The sequence below is a fragment of the Enterobacter sp. UPMP2060 genome (assembly GCF_053709655.1).
The window spans coordinates 647,716-663,125 of sequence record NZ_JBSKJQ010000002.1 but is presented as its reverse complement, the minus strand read 5'-3'; the positions used below and the strand labels follow the sequence as shown (position 1 = coordinate 663,125).

The following is a 15,410-nucleotide window of genomic DNA, read 5'->3' as shown; positions in this document are numbered from 1 at the left end:
TCAGGCGGCTGTGTACGCCACACGTTGTTCACGATTTAATCCCTGAAGCGCCGACACATCGACGATCAGCGCCACGCTACCATCACCCAGAATGGTGGCGGCAGAAATACCCGGCACTTTGCGGTAGTTGCTTTCGAGGTTCTTCACTACCACCTGGTGCTGACCAATCAGCTGATCGACCAGCAGCGCGTAGCGACGGCCCGCGCTTTGCAGGATCACAACGATGCCCTGCGTGGCCTCTGTCTTCGCCCCGTCCACTTCGAACACTTTCCACAGCTCAACCAGCGGCAGGTACTCACCGCGCACTTCGAGGACGCGCTCGCCGCCCGCCAGCGGATGCAGATCTTCTTCACGCGGCTGCAGGGATTCCATTACGGCGTTTAGCGGCAGGATAAAGACTTCGTCCGCCACTTTGACTGACATCCCGTCGAGGATCGCCAGCGTCAGCGGCAGCAGGATGCGAATGGTGGTGCCGGAACCCTGTTTAGACTGGATCTCAACGTGGCCGCCCATCTCCTGGATGTTACGTTTCACCACGTCCATGCCCACACCGCGTCCGGACACGTCGGTCACCTGCTCCGCGGTAGAGAAGCCCGGCGCAAAGATCAGCATGCCCACTTCTTCATCGGTCATGTTTTCATTGACCGCCATCCCCTGCGAAATCGCTTTTGCCAGGATGCGCTCGCGGTTAAGCCCCGCGCCGTCATCGGTCACTTCGATGCAGATGTTCCCGCCCTGGTGTTCCGCAGAGAGAATCAGGTTGCCGACCGGCGATTTTCCGGCGGCGATGCGGTTTTCCGGCAGTTCGATACCGTGGTCGAGGCTGTTACGCACCAGGTGCGTTAACGGGTCGATAATGCGCTCGATCAGGCTCTTATCCAGTTCGGTTGAGCTGCCCATCAGGGTCAGTTCAATCTGTTTATTCAGCTTGCTGGCAAGGTCGCGCACCAGACGCGGGAAGCGGCTGAAGACATATTCCATCGGCATCATACGGATGGACATGACCGATTCCTGCAGGTCGCGGGCGTTACGCTGCAGCTGACCCATGCTGGTGATCAGATCGCCGTGCGTAACCGGGTCCAGTTCGTTAGAACGCTGAGCCAGCATCGACTGGGTGATCACCAGTTCGCCCACCAGGTTAATCAGCTGGTCGACCTTCTCAACCGCAACGCGGATGCTGGTTGACTCGCTGGAGCGCGCGGCAGGTTTCTCACCGCGGCCAGGCGCAGCGGCCTCTTTTGGCACTGCCTTCAGCGCCGGAGCCGCAGGAGCCACAGCCGGTGCGGCGGCCTGAGCGACAACGGCCACCTCTTCCGCAGCGGCAGGGGCGTCAACCGCAGCCGTTTCGGTTTCGAAGGCGATCTGGTCAGCTTCAATCACAAAGCACAGTACCGCCACGATATCGTCCTGGCCAATACCGTCATCAAGCGTCGCGGCAAGGCTGTCTTTGCCTTTTACCACGTTGCTTAACTTCGCCAGGTTACCCAGCTCTTCTTCCAGCAGGTTAACTTCATTCTCTTTGAGACGTGACAGCACAACGCGCAGTTTGCCCGCTTGTGCAGCGGCTGGCGCGGCCTCGTCGGCAGCAACCGCATCGACAACGCTCAGTTTCGCCGCAGGGACAACGGCTGCAGCGACTTCACCTTTTGCTTCCAGGGCGAGCTGGCGCAGCGCATTGCAGATGTATTCAAAGCTGGCGGCATCAGGCTCTGCCGAACTTTTATAGGCGTCGAGCTGTTCCTGCATAATATCTTTGGTTTCCAAAAACAGGTTGATAATGTCGGTATTGAGCTGCATCTCACCGCGTCGTGCTTCATCAAGCAGGTTTTCCATTAAATGGGTCGTTTCCTGCAGGATGGTAAATCCAAACGTTCCGGCTCCGCCTTTAATAGAGTGCGCCGCACGGAAGATGGCATTGAGCTGCTCGGAGTCCGGTGCTTCGGGCACCAAATCGAGCAAGTGTTGCTCCATATCGGCCAACAATTCGTCGGCTTCATCAAAGAATGTCTGGTAAAAATCGCTAATATCCATGCTCACGCTATCACCTCGGATTGGCTGGTGGCGATGTTGGAACGGCAGCCGAAGGAACGGCCCCAGGCTGTTTTAAATCGTCCAGTGACTCATTCTGACTTTCGGCGTTTTCATGCAGGATGGCCTGCTCCGCCTGCTGGTTCAGCACTAAAAGACTGATACGACGGTTGATGGCATCATCCGGCCCGCGGTCGGAAACGCGCATGGTTGCGGCCATGCCGACTACGCGCAGTACCTTGCCATCATCAAGCCCACCTACCACCAGCTCGCGACGCGAGGCGTTGGCACGATCGGCAGAAAGCTCCCAGTTGCTGTATCCCTTCTCCCCACTGGCGTACGGGAAATCATCCGTGTGTCCTGACAGGCTGATTCGGTTAGGAATGCCGTTCAGCACCGGTGCAATGGCACGCAGAATATCGCGCATGTACGGTTCGACTTCCGCACTCCCGGTTTTAAACATTGGGCGGTTCTGGCTGTCGATAATCTGAATACGCAGCCCTTCCTGCACCAGGTCGATCTTCAGATGCGGGCGCAGCGCGCGCAGCTTCGGATCCGCTTCAATCAGCTGATCGAGATCGCCCCGCAGTTTCTTCAGACGCGCCTGCTCCATCTTTCTTTTCAGCTCGTCGATGTTCGGCTCTTTTTTCACCTCACCCTTCTGCTGGGTGTAATCATCGCCGCCGCCCGGGATCGGGCTTTCGCTGTTAGAGATACGCGGCCCACCGGCCACCGCCGTTGCCAGCGGCGTACGGAAATATTCGGCAATCTGGATCAGTTCTTTTGGGCTGGAGATGGAGATCAGCCACATCACCAGAAAGAACGCCATCATTGCGGTCATAAAGTCGGCGTACGCAATTTTCCACGAGCCGTGTGCGCCATGCCCGCCGCCCTTGTGCTTGCGTTTTTTTACGATGACGATCGGATGGGACTGGTTTTTCATGCGTCCTCAGTTGTCGTCTGTTGGTTTGGGTTTTTCACCGCACGCACGTGTTCTTCAAGCTCGATAAACGACGGACGCTCGCTGGAGTAAAGCGTTTTACGGCCAAACTCAACCGCGATCGGTGGCGCGTAACCGTTGAGGTTAGAGAGCAGCGTGATCTTCACGCACTGCATCATTTTGGTGGTTTCCGCGCTCTTCTGGCGCAGAACGCTCGCCAGCGGAGAGATGAAGCCGTACGCCAGCAAAATACCGAGGAAAGTCCCCACCATCGCGTGGGCAATCAGCGCACCCAGCTCGGCTGCCGGACGGTCTGCCGAGGCCAGGGCGTGAACCACGCCCATTACCGCGGCAACGATACCGAATGCCGGAAGCGAGTCGCCGACCAGCGCCAGGCTGTTGGCCGGCACTTCAGATTCGCTTTCGTGGGTTTCGATCTCTTCGTCCATCAGCGCTTCGATTTCGAAGGTGTTCATGTTGCCGCTGATGATGAGTCGCAGATAGTCGACGATGAAATCCAGCATCATGGCATCAGCAAGAATTCGCGGATAGCTGGCAAAAATTTCGCTCTCTTTCGGATTTTCAATATCCCGTTCAAGCGAAAACATGCCCTGCTGACGCGACTTCGCCATCAGGCGATAGAGCAGTGCCAGCAGATCCATATACATGCTTTTGGTGTATTTCGAGCGACGGAACAGCAACGGAATCGCTTTCAGCGTGCCCTTGATCGATTTACCGTTGTTACCAACGATAAAAGCCCCTACCCCTGCACCGCCGATGATAATAAGTTCAGCCGGTTGATAGAGTGCTCCAAGGTGCCCGCCGGTCATCATGTAACCGCCGAAAACTGTACCGAGAACTACCAGGTAACCTAATAAGATAAGCACGACATCATCCTTCCGCTAGTGACTATGGCAAGGACGTCCAGCTCGCAGCGTTTACCGTTTGCGGGGTAAAAAAAAGCAGCGGTAATTGCTTACCGCTGCTGGAATCTTTCCCACACGTTCGGGTTAAACAGCTTGTTCGATCTGTTCATCCAGCAGTTGTGGAATAATATCGGCAGCATCCCGGGAAAGTTTACGTCTTTTTACTGCGCGGGATGGAGGCTGACATAAACTACAGGCGAAGCTGCCTGCAGGTTGATGAGCATGGGTAATAAAATTGCCGTCGCAGCAGTTGCAGCGCGACAGTTCAAGCATTCCGCTCTCAACAAAACGCACCAGCGTCCATGCGCGGGTCAGCGCCAGCAGAGGGCCTTCTTCCTGCTGTGGGCATTGTTCAAGGTAAAGTTTGTACGCTTTGATCACGGCGTCAACGCCGCTACACAAACCGGTTTTGAGAAGATACTGCCAGGCATTACAGAACATGGAAGCATGAATATTCTGCTCCCACGTCATAAACCAGTCGGTAGAAAACGGCAGCATGCCTTTCGGCGGGGGACTACCACGTAACTCTTTGTACAGTTTGATGAGACGACCACGGCTCAGCTGAGTCTCGCTTTCCAGCATTTGTAAACGAGCACCCAGTGTAATCAGCTCCATGGCCAACTGTATGTCACGCGCTTCCTGAACAATGCTTTTCTCGCTCATTGCTAGGCCCTTTTCTTACGGGCTACGTCATCAGGCTGGCTGATTTCGTTAAGCAAGCGAGTGGAAAGAAGAATACCGGTATGGATCTGTTGAAGATCGTCCACACGGGATTCCTGCGTCAGACGCGTTATTGTCTGTGAATCATCGAAACGGAACTGGCAAACCAGTTGATTCGTTTCAGCCAGTTTAACCATCTGCGGGAGGGTTAAGCCGCCCAGCATGGTTGCCATTTCTTCGTTAATACCCAGACGAAACATCGCGGACGCCTTGTCCTGACTAATCAAACGCTGCGCGAGCAGTAAATACGACAAATTGATGTCATAGATATGTTTTAGCAACTCGGATGTATGCATTGTTCCCATCCCGAATAACCAACTATTATTTTTATGCGGAAAGACCGCACCCCGTGATGTCGCCGGGAAATCACCCGGTATAAAAAAGAAAAGGCTAAATGCATAGTTGAATTTAGGTTTGTATTCACTGAAACCGTAAGAGAGAAACCGCGAATGCGTCTCTTACATGATTTATCATTTCTTACAAATAACTAAGATTTTTCCTAATTCGACGCAAACTCTACTCGTCAGTTTTGACACATACAATCCAGCCACCCTCAAATTTAAAAAAAATGTGATACACGTCACACAATTTAAGTGAATATGACCCATAAATCCATCAGTATGACTTGTAATTTGTTCAATATTTAGCCAATCGGTACTGTTTTGTATTCTTAATTGACGAATACTCATGCAGAAGGGTGATCCGAACTGGCATGCAACGTGCTTTTCATACCGTAAGCGCCGCGCGGAAACATTTACATCAGGCCCCTCTCCTGGAAACATTTTTCTTACCGTGAAAAAACATATAGTTATGCAGGTAGCACAAAAAAGATGTTTCAGGACGTGATCATTCGAAATGAGTTTGTAACGCATCAAAACGATTTAACAGTCCAGGCGTGGATTTGTGTGATTTACGTTAAGTTGTTAATTTTTTTCATTTAGGCGCATTTTTCAGTTATTCTTCTTATAAGAATAATTAATGAATAATTATGATAAGCTTCACACTAATGTCGTAATCTGCTCTTGCAGAACCGGAGATTTCGCGGTAAAGGTGGTTAAACGCTGTCTTTCAGACATCTAAGGAGTGCGCCATGAGTTACTCCCATCTTCTTGTTTCCGTTGCAGTTTCCCCCGAAAGCCATCAGCTCGTCGCCCGGGCGGTTTCCATTGCCAGACCCCACAATGCCCGCATCAGCCTCATCACCCTCGCCGCAGAGCCAGAGATGTATAATCAGCTGGCCGCCCCCATGCTGGAGGATATTCGCGAGGTTCTGCAGGAAGAAACGCAGCAATTTCTGCGCGAATTAGTGGAAAAGGCACAATATCCTGTTTATGAAACTGTTATTGCGACCGGGGAACTTAACGCCCATATTCTCGATATGTGTCGCAGACAAAATATAGATTTAGTGATTTGCGGGAACCATAACCACAGCTTTTTATCGCGGGCAGCCTGCGCGGCGAAATCTATTGTCGCGTCGAGCCAGGTCGATGTGCTGTTAGTGCCGCTTGGGGGGCATTAGCCCCCCAGCAATAAATCAGGCGAGTTTAGGGAAGGTCGCGATCTTTTTTTGCAGATCGCCTTCATGGCTTTGCGGAGCGATATTCCGGAGATCCTGAATAAAACGCGCCTGCCAGTGGTTAATATCGTTCTTCCGGATCGTCTCCATCATGTCAGCATGGCGGGAAATACGTTCCGTGAGCGGCATTGTCAGGGCGCGATTCAGCGCGTTAGCCACGTCATCCCTGTCGTAAGGGTTAACGATGAGCGCCGACGTGAGCTCATTTGCGGACCCGGCAAACTGGGAAAGCACCAGAACACCCGGGTCGGCAGGATCCTGGGCCGCCACATACTCTTTCGCCACTAGGTTCATCCCGTCACGCAGCGGCGTGACCAGCCCGACGTCCGCATAGCGGAAGACCTTCATCAGGATCTTACGGTCAAAGTGTTGATTCAGGTAAAACAGCGGCGTCCAGCCCAGCTGGCCGTAGCGGCCATTAATGCGCCCTGCTTCTGTCTCCAGCTGGTGGCGAATATCCTGATAGGCCTGAACCTCACCGCGCGACGTCGGCGCAATCTGGGTATAGCGAATTTTCCCGTGATGCTGCGGGTATTTATCCAGCAGCGTTTCATACGCCAGGAAGCGTTCCGGCAGCCCTTTGGAATAATCAAGACGTTCAACCGAGAAGATATTTTTCACGTGCTTGAGTTCATTCTTAAGCTGCGCCAGCTTCGGCGGCAGCGGGCCGGAAGCCTGCTCCGCGATTTCGTCAGGTTCAATCCCTATAGGATAGACCTCAGTGTGGAAGGTTTTCCCCCACGCCGTATGGGTTTTCCCGCCTTTAGTTACCAGACGCGCTTTGCCAGACACGGAGTCAAGGAACGCGAGGCGGTCATTTTCGGTCTGGAAGCCCAGCAAATCGTAATCACACAGCGCCTCCAGCAGCTCTTCATGCGGCGGCAGCGCGGTAAAAATTTCCGGCGTCGGGAACGGGATGTGCAGGAAGAAGCCAATCCGGTTATTCACCCCCCTCTTTCGCAACTCTCTCGCGAAGGGCAACAGGTGATAATCGTGGATCCATAAAATATCGTCTTCCTCTATTAATGGCAGCAGTTTATCCGCCAGCAGCGCATTTACGCGCGAGTAGCCTTCGAAGGATTCACGCTGGAATTTGACCAGGTCAAGACGATAGTGGAACGCAGGCCACAGGACGGCATTTGAGAACTGCGAGTAATACTCGTCATAGTCTTTCTCTTTCAATGCAAATGAAGCCCACGTAATGTTTCCGCGCGTCACCTTGTTGAGCGGTTTCTCCTCTTCACTGATTTCTCCACTCCAGCCAAACCACAGCCCGCCAGCGGCTTTTAAGGCACCTAACACCCCTACCGCCAGGCCACCCGCGCTGGCTTTTTTATCATCCGGCGGTGCGATTCGGTTAGAGACGACGACTAAGCGACCCATAATGGTTTCCCCCTTTGCTTTGCGCTATTTGTTGTTGTTGCTGGTTAGCGATGTCAGATATCCACTGCCAGACGCTGGCGACATCCGCCAGCCGCCATTCGGCAACCGTGTCACCAGGCCCCACCTTGACGGCGATCCCTCCGGCCTGATTCACCACGCGAAACCCGGCCTCGTCGGTCAGGTCATCCCCAATGAAAACGGGCGTTCGCCCTTTAAAAGGCGGCGACGCCATAAACGCGGCGATGGCCGCGCCTTTATTAATCCCTTTCGGTTTTAACTCCACGACGCATTTGCCGGGCTGCAACGCCAGCTGTGGATGGGCATCCGCGACCGTCTGAGCCAGCGCCAGTACGGCCTCCTCATGCTGCGGCGCCTGACGATAATGCAGGGCAAAGGCCATGCCTTTGGCTTCCAGCTCGGTGCCAGGCAGCGCTTCCAGCGCAGCAGAAAGCTGCTTCTGGAGCGTTTGCGTGAGTGCGTCAGGGAGTGAAACGATATGCGTGTGATCATGGATGTCGCGGCGCTCCGCTCCGTGTACACCGGCCAGCGGAAAGTGGTAAGGACTGGCGAGCGTATCCAGCTCGGCCATTGAGCGCCCTGATATCAATGCCAGTGCTCCCTCGTTCATGAGCGAGAGCTGATGCAAATCCTGTAACACCGCATCCGGAATAGACACCTGGTCAGGGTGCGGTTTTATCCCGGCGAGCGTGCCGTCGAGATCGAAAAAGAAAGCATAGTGTCCGGGCAGTACAGGCGGTGCGGTTAACATGTCAGCCACCCTTTTCCTCCTTACGGTTTACGAGAGGTAAACGCCTTTACCTCTTTCATAGCCATGTAAGTATAGACAGTGTGACGTCGCTCGCCATTTGACAACCGCCCCGCCAGTAAAACTGGCGGGGCGGTTAAGGGGTCAACTATGGTTATAAGTTGAGCAATAAAAGACGGAAAAAAGGGTTACAGGGTACGCTTCGCTTTTTGCTTGTAACGGTCGAAAATCACCGCTGCCAGCAGGATCAGACCACGAACCACGTACTGCGAGAACGGCGAAATGTTCAGCAGGTTCATGGCGTTCTCCACCGTGCCTAAAATCAGGATACCGGCCACCACATATGAGATTTTTCCGATGCCGCCCTTGAGGGAAACGCCCCCTAAAACGCAGGCCGAAATGACGATCAGCTCGTAGCCAATAGAGGTCATCGGCTGGCCGCTGGTCATACGCGAAGCCAGGATAATCCCCGCGGCGGCAGAAACCAGCCCTGAGAGCACGAAGATAATAATCTTGGTTCGCACCACCGGCACCCCGGCCAGACGGGCGGCCTCTTCGTTACCGCCAATCGCCAGGGTATTGCGGCCAAAGGTGGTTCGGTTGAGCAGGAAGCCGAACAGGATCAGGCAGGCCACGGTCAGCCAGATTGGCGCAGGCAGCCCCAGCCAGTTGGCGTAACCCAGGGTAAAGAAGCGCTCGTCTTCAATCCCCACCGCTTTACCGTCGGAGATGATATAGGCCAGCCCGCGGACAATTTGCATCGTCGCAAGCGTGGTGATCAGGGCGTTAATCTTCAGGCGTGCGATAACAAAACCGTTCACCAGACCGCTGATGACGCCGAGTAGCAGACCGGCGAGAACGCCAATCCACAGGCTCTCCGTCATGTTGATTACCACTGCCGTCGTGACGCCCGCACAGGCAATCACCGACGCCACCGACAGGTCAAAATCGCCGGAGGCCAGGCAGAACAGCATCCCGCAGGCCACCATCCCGGACATGGAAATGGCCAGCCCCAGCCCCTTCATATTAATGAAGGTGGCAAAGTTAGGAACAAAGATCGCGCAGGCGAGGAACAGCGCGGCAAAGACCACCAGCATGCCGTACTGATCCCAGATACGTCCAAAACTCAGCGCCGACTTCGACTTCGGCGCTCCGGATGTAGTAACAGAGGACATCATTAACTCCTTACTCAGGCGACAGCCTGGCTGACTTTAGGCATGGCGAGGTTCAACGCCTGTTGTTCATTCGCCTGTTCATGAAGTAATTCACCGGCAATTTCGCCTTCACGCATCACCACAATGCGGTCGGCCACGCCAAGCACCTCCGGCAGATCGCTGGAGGCGAAGAGCACCGCCACGCCGCGTTTTGCCAGTTCATAGATCACGTTATAAATCTCGTGTTTTGCCCCCACATCGATACCGCGCGTCGGCTCGTCGAGCAAAATGACCTTCATATCTTCCGACAGCCAGCGGCCTAAAATCGCCTTCTGCTGGTTTCCGCCTGACAGATTCATGATCAGCTGTTCCGGACCCGGCGTTTTGATATTCAGCGAGCGAATATGGTGGTCGGCATTGCTCGACTCCCAGCCATCGTTTATCAGGCAGCCTGCGCGAATAAACTTGCGGCGGGCGGAAATATTGATGTTGTCGCGTACCGAATGCACCGGAATAATCCCCTCGGCTTTACGGTCTTCCGGGCAGAGCATCATGCCCGCCCTGATTGCGTGGGCCGGTTTCTGGATATCCACCCGTTCGCCGTCAATAGAAACCTGCCCATCGGTAATACGGGTACCGCCGAACAGGCCTTTCATCAATTCACTGCGCCCCGCACCCACCAGACCAAACAGGCCGACAATTTCGCCGCAGCGAACGGATAACGAAATCGGCGTGCGCACGCCCGGCGCTTTGACGCTGTCCAGACGCAGGCGTTCAGGGCCGTACTGACGCGGCTGCCAGTGATAAATATCACCCAGCTCGCGTCCAACCATCGCCTGAACAAGCTGGTCATGGTTAACCTGCTGCATGTCGGTAAAGGTGCGCACATAGCGCCCGTCTTTAAAGACGGTGATGGCGTCGCTCAGGGCAAATATCTCTTCCATGCGGTGCGAGACATACAAAATCGTACGGCCTTCCTGACGCAATTCGCGGATCACGCGGAACAGATTTTCAATTTCACGCGCAGAGAGCGAACTGGTGGGCTCATCGAAGGCGATAATTCTGGCGTTACGCGCCAGCGCCTTGGCAATTTCAACCATCTGCCACTGGCCGATGGAGAGATATTTCAGCGGCGTCTGGGGATCGACATCCAGACCCAGGTGTTTAAGCTGCAGCCCCGCTTCATAATTAAGTAGCGAACGATTTACCACGCCGCCTTTGTGCGGGAGCTGTCCTAAATAGATGTTTTCCGCCACGGTCATCTCAGGAATGAGGTGCAGCTCCTGATAGATGATCGCCACCCCGGCATTGAGCGCCGCCGTGGTATCGGCAAACGCCACCTCTTCGCCGCGAATGGCCAGCGTGCCGGTCGTAGGCGCGTAGTTGCCGCTGAGGATCTTCAACAGCGTGGATTTCCCCGCGCCGTTTTCCCCCATCAGGGCGTGAACCTGGCCGGCATAGCAGTCGAAGCTGATATCGGTCAGCGCGTTAACACCGGGAAAAGTTTTCCCGATGCCGCGAAAAGAGAGATACGGATCAGACTGTCGCATAACGTCTCCGTGATTCCTGTAGTGTGTACGTCTGGCCCCTCACGATGCATGAGGGGCACAATCACAGCGTATTACTTACCGCCCAGCCCTTTTTTCGCCAGCTCCTCTTTGAAGTTGTCGCGGGTAATCAGCACCACGTCGGTCACTTCGGTAAATTTCGGCGGTTCGGCCCCTTTGGTTACCCAGTTGTAGAGCATCTCACTGGATTTGTAGCCGTGAACGTCCGGGCTCGGCAGAAGAGAACCGTAGAAGCCGGTAGCCTGCGCTTTGGACAGCTCGCTGACGGCGTCAACGCCGTTGATGCCAATCCCGATCACGTCAGGCGCTTTGAAGCCCTGACCTTCCGTCGCGCGTACCCCGCCCAGCACGGTGTTGTCGTTCATGCCGACCACCAGCCAGTGTTTGACCTCCGGATGCTGGACCAGCATAGAGTTCGCGGCGTCGAAAGCGCCCGGGATATCGTTGGATTTGGTTGGGACTTTATAGATCTGTTTTTCCGGGAAGCCGGCCGCTTTCAGCGCATCCATTGAGCCGGTAGTACGACGGCGGGCGGTGTCCAGTTCGTCAGCCGTGATAGCCATTACCGCGGTCTCTTTGACATCCCAGCCGCGCTTTTGCATCTCTTTATAGAGTTCCTGGCCCTGGCGTTCGCCGATTTTGGTCGCCGCCATCATGACCAGCGGGACGGTGTCCATCGGCTTGCCTTTGGCGTTAACGAACTGATCGTCAACCGCGATGACCTTCATATCGTAACCGCGCGCTTTCGCCGCGATTGCCGACCCCAGCTTTGGATCCGGAGTACAGATAACGAAACCTTTTGCACCGCTGGCCGCCAGGCTGTCGATGGCGTTCAGGGTTTTTTCGCCGTCAGGCACGGCGATTTTAATGACTTCAAAACCTAAATCTTTCCCGGCTTTATCTGCGAATTTCCACTCAGTCTGGAACCAGGGCTCTTCGGGCTGTTTTACCAAAAAACCGAGTTTTAAATTCTCAGCGATAGCGGATTGTGACATAACGGCAGCCAGACCGATGGCCGCCAGCGCTTTAGTAAATTTGTGCATGGTAAACTCCAGCTTTAGCAATCTTTTCTGTAGGGAATAAGTGCGTGCTTCTTATTTAATCGGACTTAAAACAAGGCATTAGCGCTTACCTCGTCATAAGCGTTATTGCTGGTGATAGTTTTAGCGGGAAATTAATCATCCATAAGAGAGCCCCATCACACCGCAGAATTACAGTAATTGCGTACATAAATTCAGCGAAAAATGACATAAAAAAGGCAGAATTTGTCAGACAAATAGAAGAGGGTTAAGCAGAATTATCCATAAGATTAGCCAAGATATCCCTGATGCCTCTCAGCGGACAAAACGGCACCTGGCGTTAAGGGGTTCAACATGTTTTTCATCACGAATGTACAACGCACCTGAAAAAACGTTATTCCGCAGAATTTGATTTAGCGCAATTTTATTGACACATCATATATTCGAAATGATTAATCCGTATTTTTCCTTTTCCCGGAGTAATATTCCAACTTAATATTTTCGAAAGAGTAATAGTGTGCCCTCAAGATAAAAACCGTTAATTATTAGGCCATTAAGTCACATTCAATTCATGGCGAGCTAATTGTATTTCTGTACTATATTAAACTTTGTAATGTATGGTAAATATAGTCTGATTAAGAGTTTTCTTAGACCCAATACAAGGGTATGCTTATTTATATCGAACACAGGAAGTGAATTTCGGTCGACTTCGGTCACGGCAGAATGTCTATTTCTGCTCTTCTCTTCGTATTTGCCTGGCGCTCAGGTTACGCAACGGACATCACGTCCCACAGTCAATAAGGATATGAGTATGGCTACCCAAACGATGATGCAAAAACTTAACGCGCAGATGAACCTTGAGTTCTACGCCTCGAATCTGCACCTTCACTTAAGCGCGTGGTGTGCCGAGAATAGTCTTACGGGGTCTGCCACATTCTTTCGCTCTCAGGCGCAAAGTAACGTCACCCACATGATGCGTGTCTTTAACTTCCTGAAAGCCGCAGGGGCAAATCCTGTCGTTAAAGCCCTTGATGGGATCAACGAAAACTACTCTTGCCTGGAAGAACTGTTTCAGAAAACGCTTGAAGAGTACGAGCAACGCTGCAGCACGCTCAGCAAACTTGCCGATGAAGCCAAAGCGCAGCAGGATATTACAACGCTCAAATTCTTACGCGATATGGACAAAGAGCAGCAGCAGGATGGCATGCTGCTGAAGACGCTGGCGGATGAGATCCATAATGCGCAGCAGGCGGGTTTATGTCCTGAGCAAACCGACCGTCATCTGCTCGACATTGTGGCGGTCCAGCACCACTGAGTTTTGGCCTGCTTCCGTCCCGGGGAGCAGGCCCCCCTCCCATCTCCAACCTTCTGCTTTTGCTGAAATTTAACAAATCAGATCTGGCTCCCAATGATTAACCACACAATGTGTGATGATTTATTTAGTTACATAATCATTGACGAGGGAGCATCATGATCACCATTGAGTTTGTTGTCATTCTCCTCTGCCTGCTGACGGGTACGCGTTTCGGCGGTATGGGGCTTGGGTTAATCAGCGGTATTGGTCTTTTTATTTTATGTTTTGTCTTTGGTCTGCAACCGGGTAAACCGCCGGTTGACGTTATGCTGACCATCCTTGCGGTGATTGGCTGTGCGGCTACGCTGCAGACTGCGGGCGGCCTCAACGTCATGATGCAGTTTGCCGAACGTCTGCTGCGCAAACACCCGCAGCACATCACCCTGCTCGCCCCTTTCACCACCTGGATGCTGACCTTTCTGTGCGGCACCGGCCATGTGGTCTACACCATGTTCCCCATCATCGCGGATATCGCCCTGAAAAAAGGGATCCGCCCCGAGCGCCCCATGGCCGTGGCGTCGGTCGCGTCACAGATGGCGATCACGGCATCCCCCGTATCCGTTGCCGTTGTGTCGCTGGTGTCTATCCTGGCGGCCCAGCATGGGATCGGCCACGCGTGGGGGATCCTGGAAATTCTCGCCGTGTCGGTTCCCGCTTCGCTCTTCGGCGTAGCCATTGCGGCCCTGTGGAGTTTACGCCGTGGGAAAGATTTGGCTGACGACATAGAGTTTCAGGAAAAGCTGAAAGACCCTAAGCAGCGCGAGTTTATCTATGGCGGGACCGAGACGTTAATGAATCAGCGTTTCCCTAAACAGGCCTACTGGTCCACGTGGATTTTCTTTGCCGGTATTGCCGTGGTCGTTTTGCTGGGGGCATTTCCGGAACTGCGCCCCGCCTTTGAAGTGAAAGGCAAAATGACGGCGCTGTCGATGAACCTTGTCATTCAGATGATGATGTTAATTGCGGGCGCCGTGATGCTGATGGCCTGTAAGGTTAATGCGTCGGCCATTTCCAACGGCGCGGTGTTTAAGGCCGGTATGGTCGCGATCTTCTCGGTGTTCGGCGTGGCGTGGATGAGCGATACCTTTTTCCAGGCGCATCTCGACGAGTTAAAGCTGGCGCTGGAAGGCGTGGTGAAGAGCCACCCGTGGACGTATGCCATTGTGCTGTTTCTGGTGTCAAAACTGGTGAACAGCCAGGCGGCTGCGCTGACGGCCGTTGCGCCAATGGGTCTCATGCTCGGCATCGACCCGAAAATGCTGATCGCCTTTTTCCCGGCGTCCTACGGCTATTTTGTCCTGCCGACCTATCCAAGTGATTTGGCCTGCATCGGCTTTGACCGTTCAGGCACCACCCGCATCGGCAAATTTATCATCAACCACAGCTTTATTCTGCCAGGGCTGATTGGGGTAAGCTGCGCGTGTGCGGCGAGCTACCTGCTGGTCCAGACGTTCTTTTAACCGCTTCAAAGGGCGACACGTGCCGTCGCCCCTACCCCTGCTTTAGTGGGACTCACCCTGCGGCGTGAATCGCAGCTCAATCAGCGCGATAGCTTTCTGGATCGCACGAAGCGTAACCGGGTCAGCGGCAGCAGGATGGCTGGCGAAATCGATGTTTTTCAGCTGCGTAGACATCTTCTCGCGCACTTCAACCGGCGCAATCACGTCCAGAACATCAAGGATTTGTTTGATAACCAGCTGACAGGCGACAACGTCAGAGACCAGTTCCTGATCGGCGCTCAGGTTTTGTGACATGGGTTTTCTCCTTATTTAAAGGCCGCCATAGTAGCAAAACACGCCCCCTGACATCTTCCCTTCGTCGCCTGCAGGTACAAAAAAACCCGCCGAAGCAGGTTTTTTTAATCAGAACATGGCGCCTGGCGGCACGTCTTTGAACGTGCGGCAGTAATTGGCCCACATGCTTTTCAGGATTTTGCGCAGTTTCACGATGATGCTCCATTAACTTGTTATACAACT

15 protein-coding genes are annotated in these 15,410 nt (G+C 53.7%); 3 read left to right on the top strand and 12 right to left on the bottom strand.

The features are described 5' to 3' along the window. The 5 genes from cheA to flhD form a co-directional block, all read right to left on the bottom strand. Positions 1–2,037 carry a chemotaxis protein CheA gene (cheA, locus tag ACWKXN_RS08590; protein WP_454543634.1) on the bottom strand — a complete coding sequence of 679 codons (2,037 nt, stop codon included), beginning with the start codon at positions 2,035–2,037 and terminating at the stop codon, positions 1–3. Between the two features lie 4 nt (positions 2,038–2,041). Further along, positions 2,042–2,971 carry a flagellar motor protein MotB gene (motB, locus tag ACWKXN_RS08585; protein WP_032658606.1) on the bottom strand — a complete coding sequence of 310 codons (930 nt, stop codon included), beginning with the start codon at positions 2,969–2,971 and terminating at the stop codon, positions 2,042–2,044. Continuing rightward, a complete protein-coding gene (gene motA, locus ACWKXN_RS08580) occupies positions 2,968–3,855 on the bottom strand; it encodes a flagellar motor stator protein MotA (RefSeq protein WP_008500417.1) in 888 nt (295 codons plus the stop codon). The genes motB and motA overlap by 4 nt, the downstream gene beginning before the upstream one ends. Positions 3,856–3,978: 123 nt before the next feature. After that, the gene (flhC, locus tag ACWKXN_RS08575) at positions 3,979–4,557 is read right to left on the bottom strand and encodes a flagellar transcriptional regulator FlhC (RefSeq protein WP_013096051.1); all 579 of its coding nucleotides are present in this window, start codon (positions 4,555–4,557) and stop codon (positions 3,979–3,981) included. Positions 4,558–4,559: 2 nt separating this feature from the next. Beyond that, positions 4,560–4,910, bottom strand: a complete 351-nt coding sequence (flhD, locus tag ACWKXN_RS08570) for a flagellar transcriptional regulator FlhD (protein WP_008500415.1) — start codon at positions 4,908–4,910, stop codon at positions 4,560–4,562. Between the two features lie 794 nt (positions 4,911–5,704). On the opposite strand from flhD, the gene uspC reads away from it, so the two are divergent. Further along, on the top strand, positions 5,705–6,133 hold the full coding sequence (uspC, locus tag ACWKXN_RS08565; protein WP_033145878.1) for a universal stress protein UspC: 429 nt from the start codon (positions 5,705–5,707) through the stop codon (positions 6,131–6,133). A gap of 15 nt (positions 6,134–6,148) precedes the next feature. Here the strand turns inward: uspC and otsA are convergent, their stop codons facing one another. From otsA to araF, 5 genes are all read right to left on the bottom strand, one after another. Further along, complete coding sequence (gene otsA, locus ACWKXN_RS08560; RefSeq protein ID WP_454543633.1) at positions 6,149–7,573, bottom strand: alpha,alpha-trehalose-phosphate synthase; 1,425 nt, start codon at positions 7,571–7,573, stop codon at positions 6,149–6,151. Further along, positions 7,548–8,351, bottom strand: a complete 804-nt coding sequence (otsB, locus tag ACWKXN_RS08555) for a trehalose-phosphatase (RefSeq protein ID WP_033145880.1) — start codon at positions 8,349–8,351, stop codon at positions 7,548–7,550. Before otsB ends, otsA begins: the two co-directional genes overlap by 26 nt. Positions 8,352–8,527: 176 nt before the next feature. After that, on the bottom strand, positions 8,528–9,514 hold the full coding sequence (gene araH / locus ACWKXN_RS08550) for an L-arabinose ABC transporter permease AraH (RefSeq protein ID WP_029742191.1): 987 nt from the start codon (positions 9,512–9,514) through the stop codon (positions 8,528–8,530). Between the two features lie 14 nt (positions 9,515–9,528). Next, the gene (araG, locus tag ACWKXN_RS08545; protein WP_240608717.1) at positions 9,529–11,043 is read right to left on the bottom strand and encodes an L-arabinose ABC transporter ATP-binding protein AraG; all 1,515 of its coding nucleotides are present in this window, start codon (positions 11,041–11,043) and stop codon (positions 9,529–9,531) included. 71 nt (positions 11,044–11,114) lie between these two features. Next, a complete protein-coding gene (gene araF / locus ACWKXN_RS08540) occupies positions 11,115–12,104 on the bottom strand; it encodes an arabinose ABC transporter substrate-binding protein AraF (protein ID WP_003859687.1) in 990 nt (329 codons plus the stop codon). A gap of 787 nt (positions 12,105–12,891) precedes the next feature. Between araF and ACWKXN_RS08535 the strand changes: the two genes are divergently transcribed. Together ACWKXN_RS08535 and ACWKXN_RS08530 are read left to right on the top strand one after the other, a co-directional pair. After that, on the top strand, positions 12,892–13,395 hold the full coding sequence (locus tag ACWKXN_RS08535) for a non-heme ferritin-like protein (protein ID WP_023312270.1): 504 nt from the start codon (positions 12,892–12,894) through the stop codon (positions 13,393–13,395). A 155-nt stretch (positions 13,396–13,550) separates the two neighbouring features. Then, positions 13,551–14,894 (top strand): anaerobic C4-dicarboxylate transporter, encoded by a 1,344-nt coding sequence (locus ACWKXN_RS08530; protein WP_023312271.1) that lies wholly within the window; start codon positions 13,551–13,553, stop codon positions 14,892–14,894. A gap of 42 nt (positions 14,895–14,936) precedes the next feature. Here the strand turns inward: ACWKXN_RS08530 and ACWKXN_RS08525 are convergent, their stop codons facing one another. Together ACWKXN_RS08525 and azuC are read right to left on the bottom strand one after the other, a co-directional pair. Next, positions 14,937–15,188, bottom strand: a complete 252-nt coding sequence (locus tag ACWKXN_RS08525) for a DUF2766 family protein (protein ID WP_008500405.1) — start codon at positions 15,186–15,188, stop codon at positions 14,937–14,939. A gap of 108 nt (positions 15,189–15,296) precedes the next feature. Next, the gene (gene azuC, locus ACWKXN_RS08520) at positions 15,297–15,380 is read right to left on the bottom strand and encodes a stress response protein AzuC (RefSeq protein WP_014884364.1); all 84 of its coding nucleotides are present in this window, start codon (positions 15,378–15,380) and stop codon (positions 15,297–15,299) included. Positions 15,381–15,410: the final 30 nt, after the last annotated feature.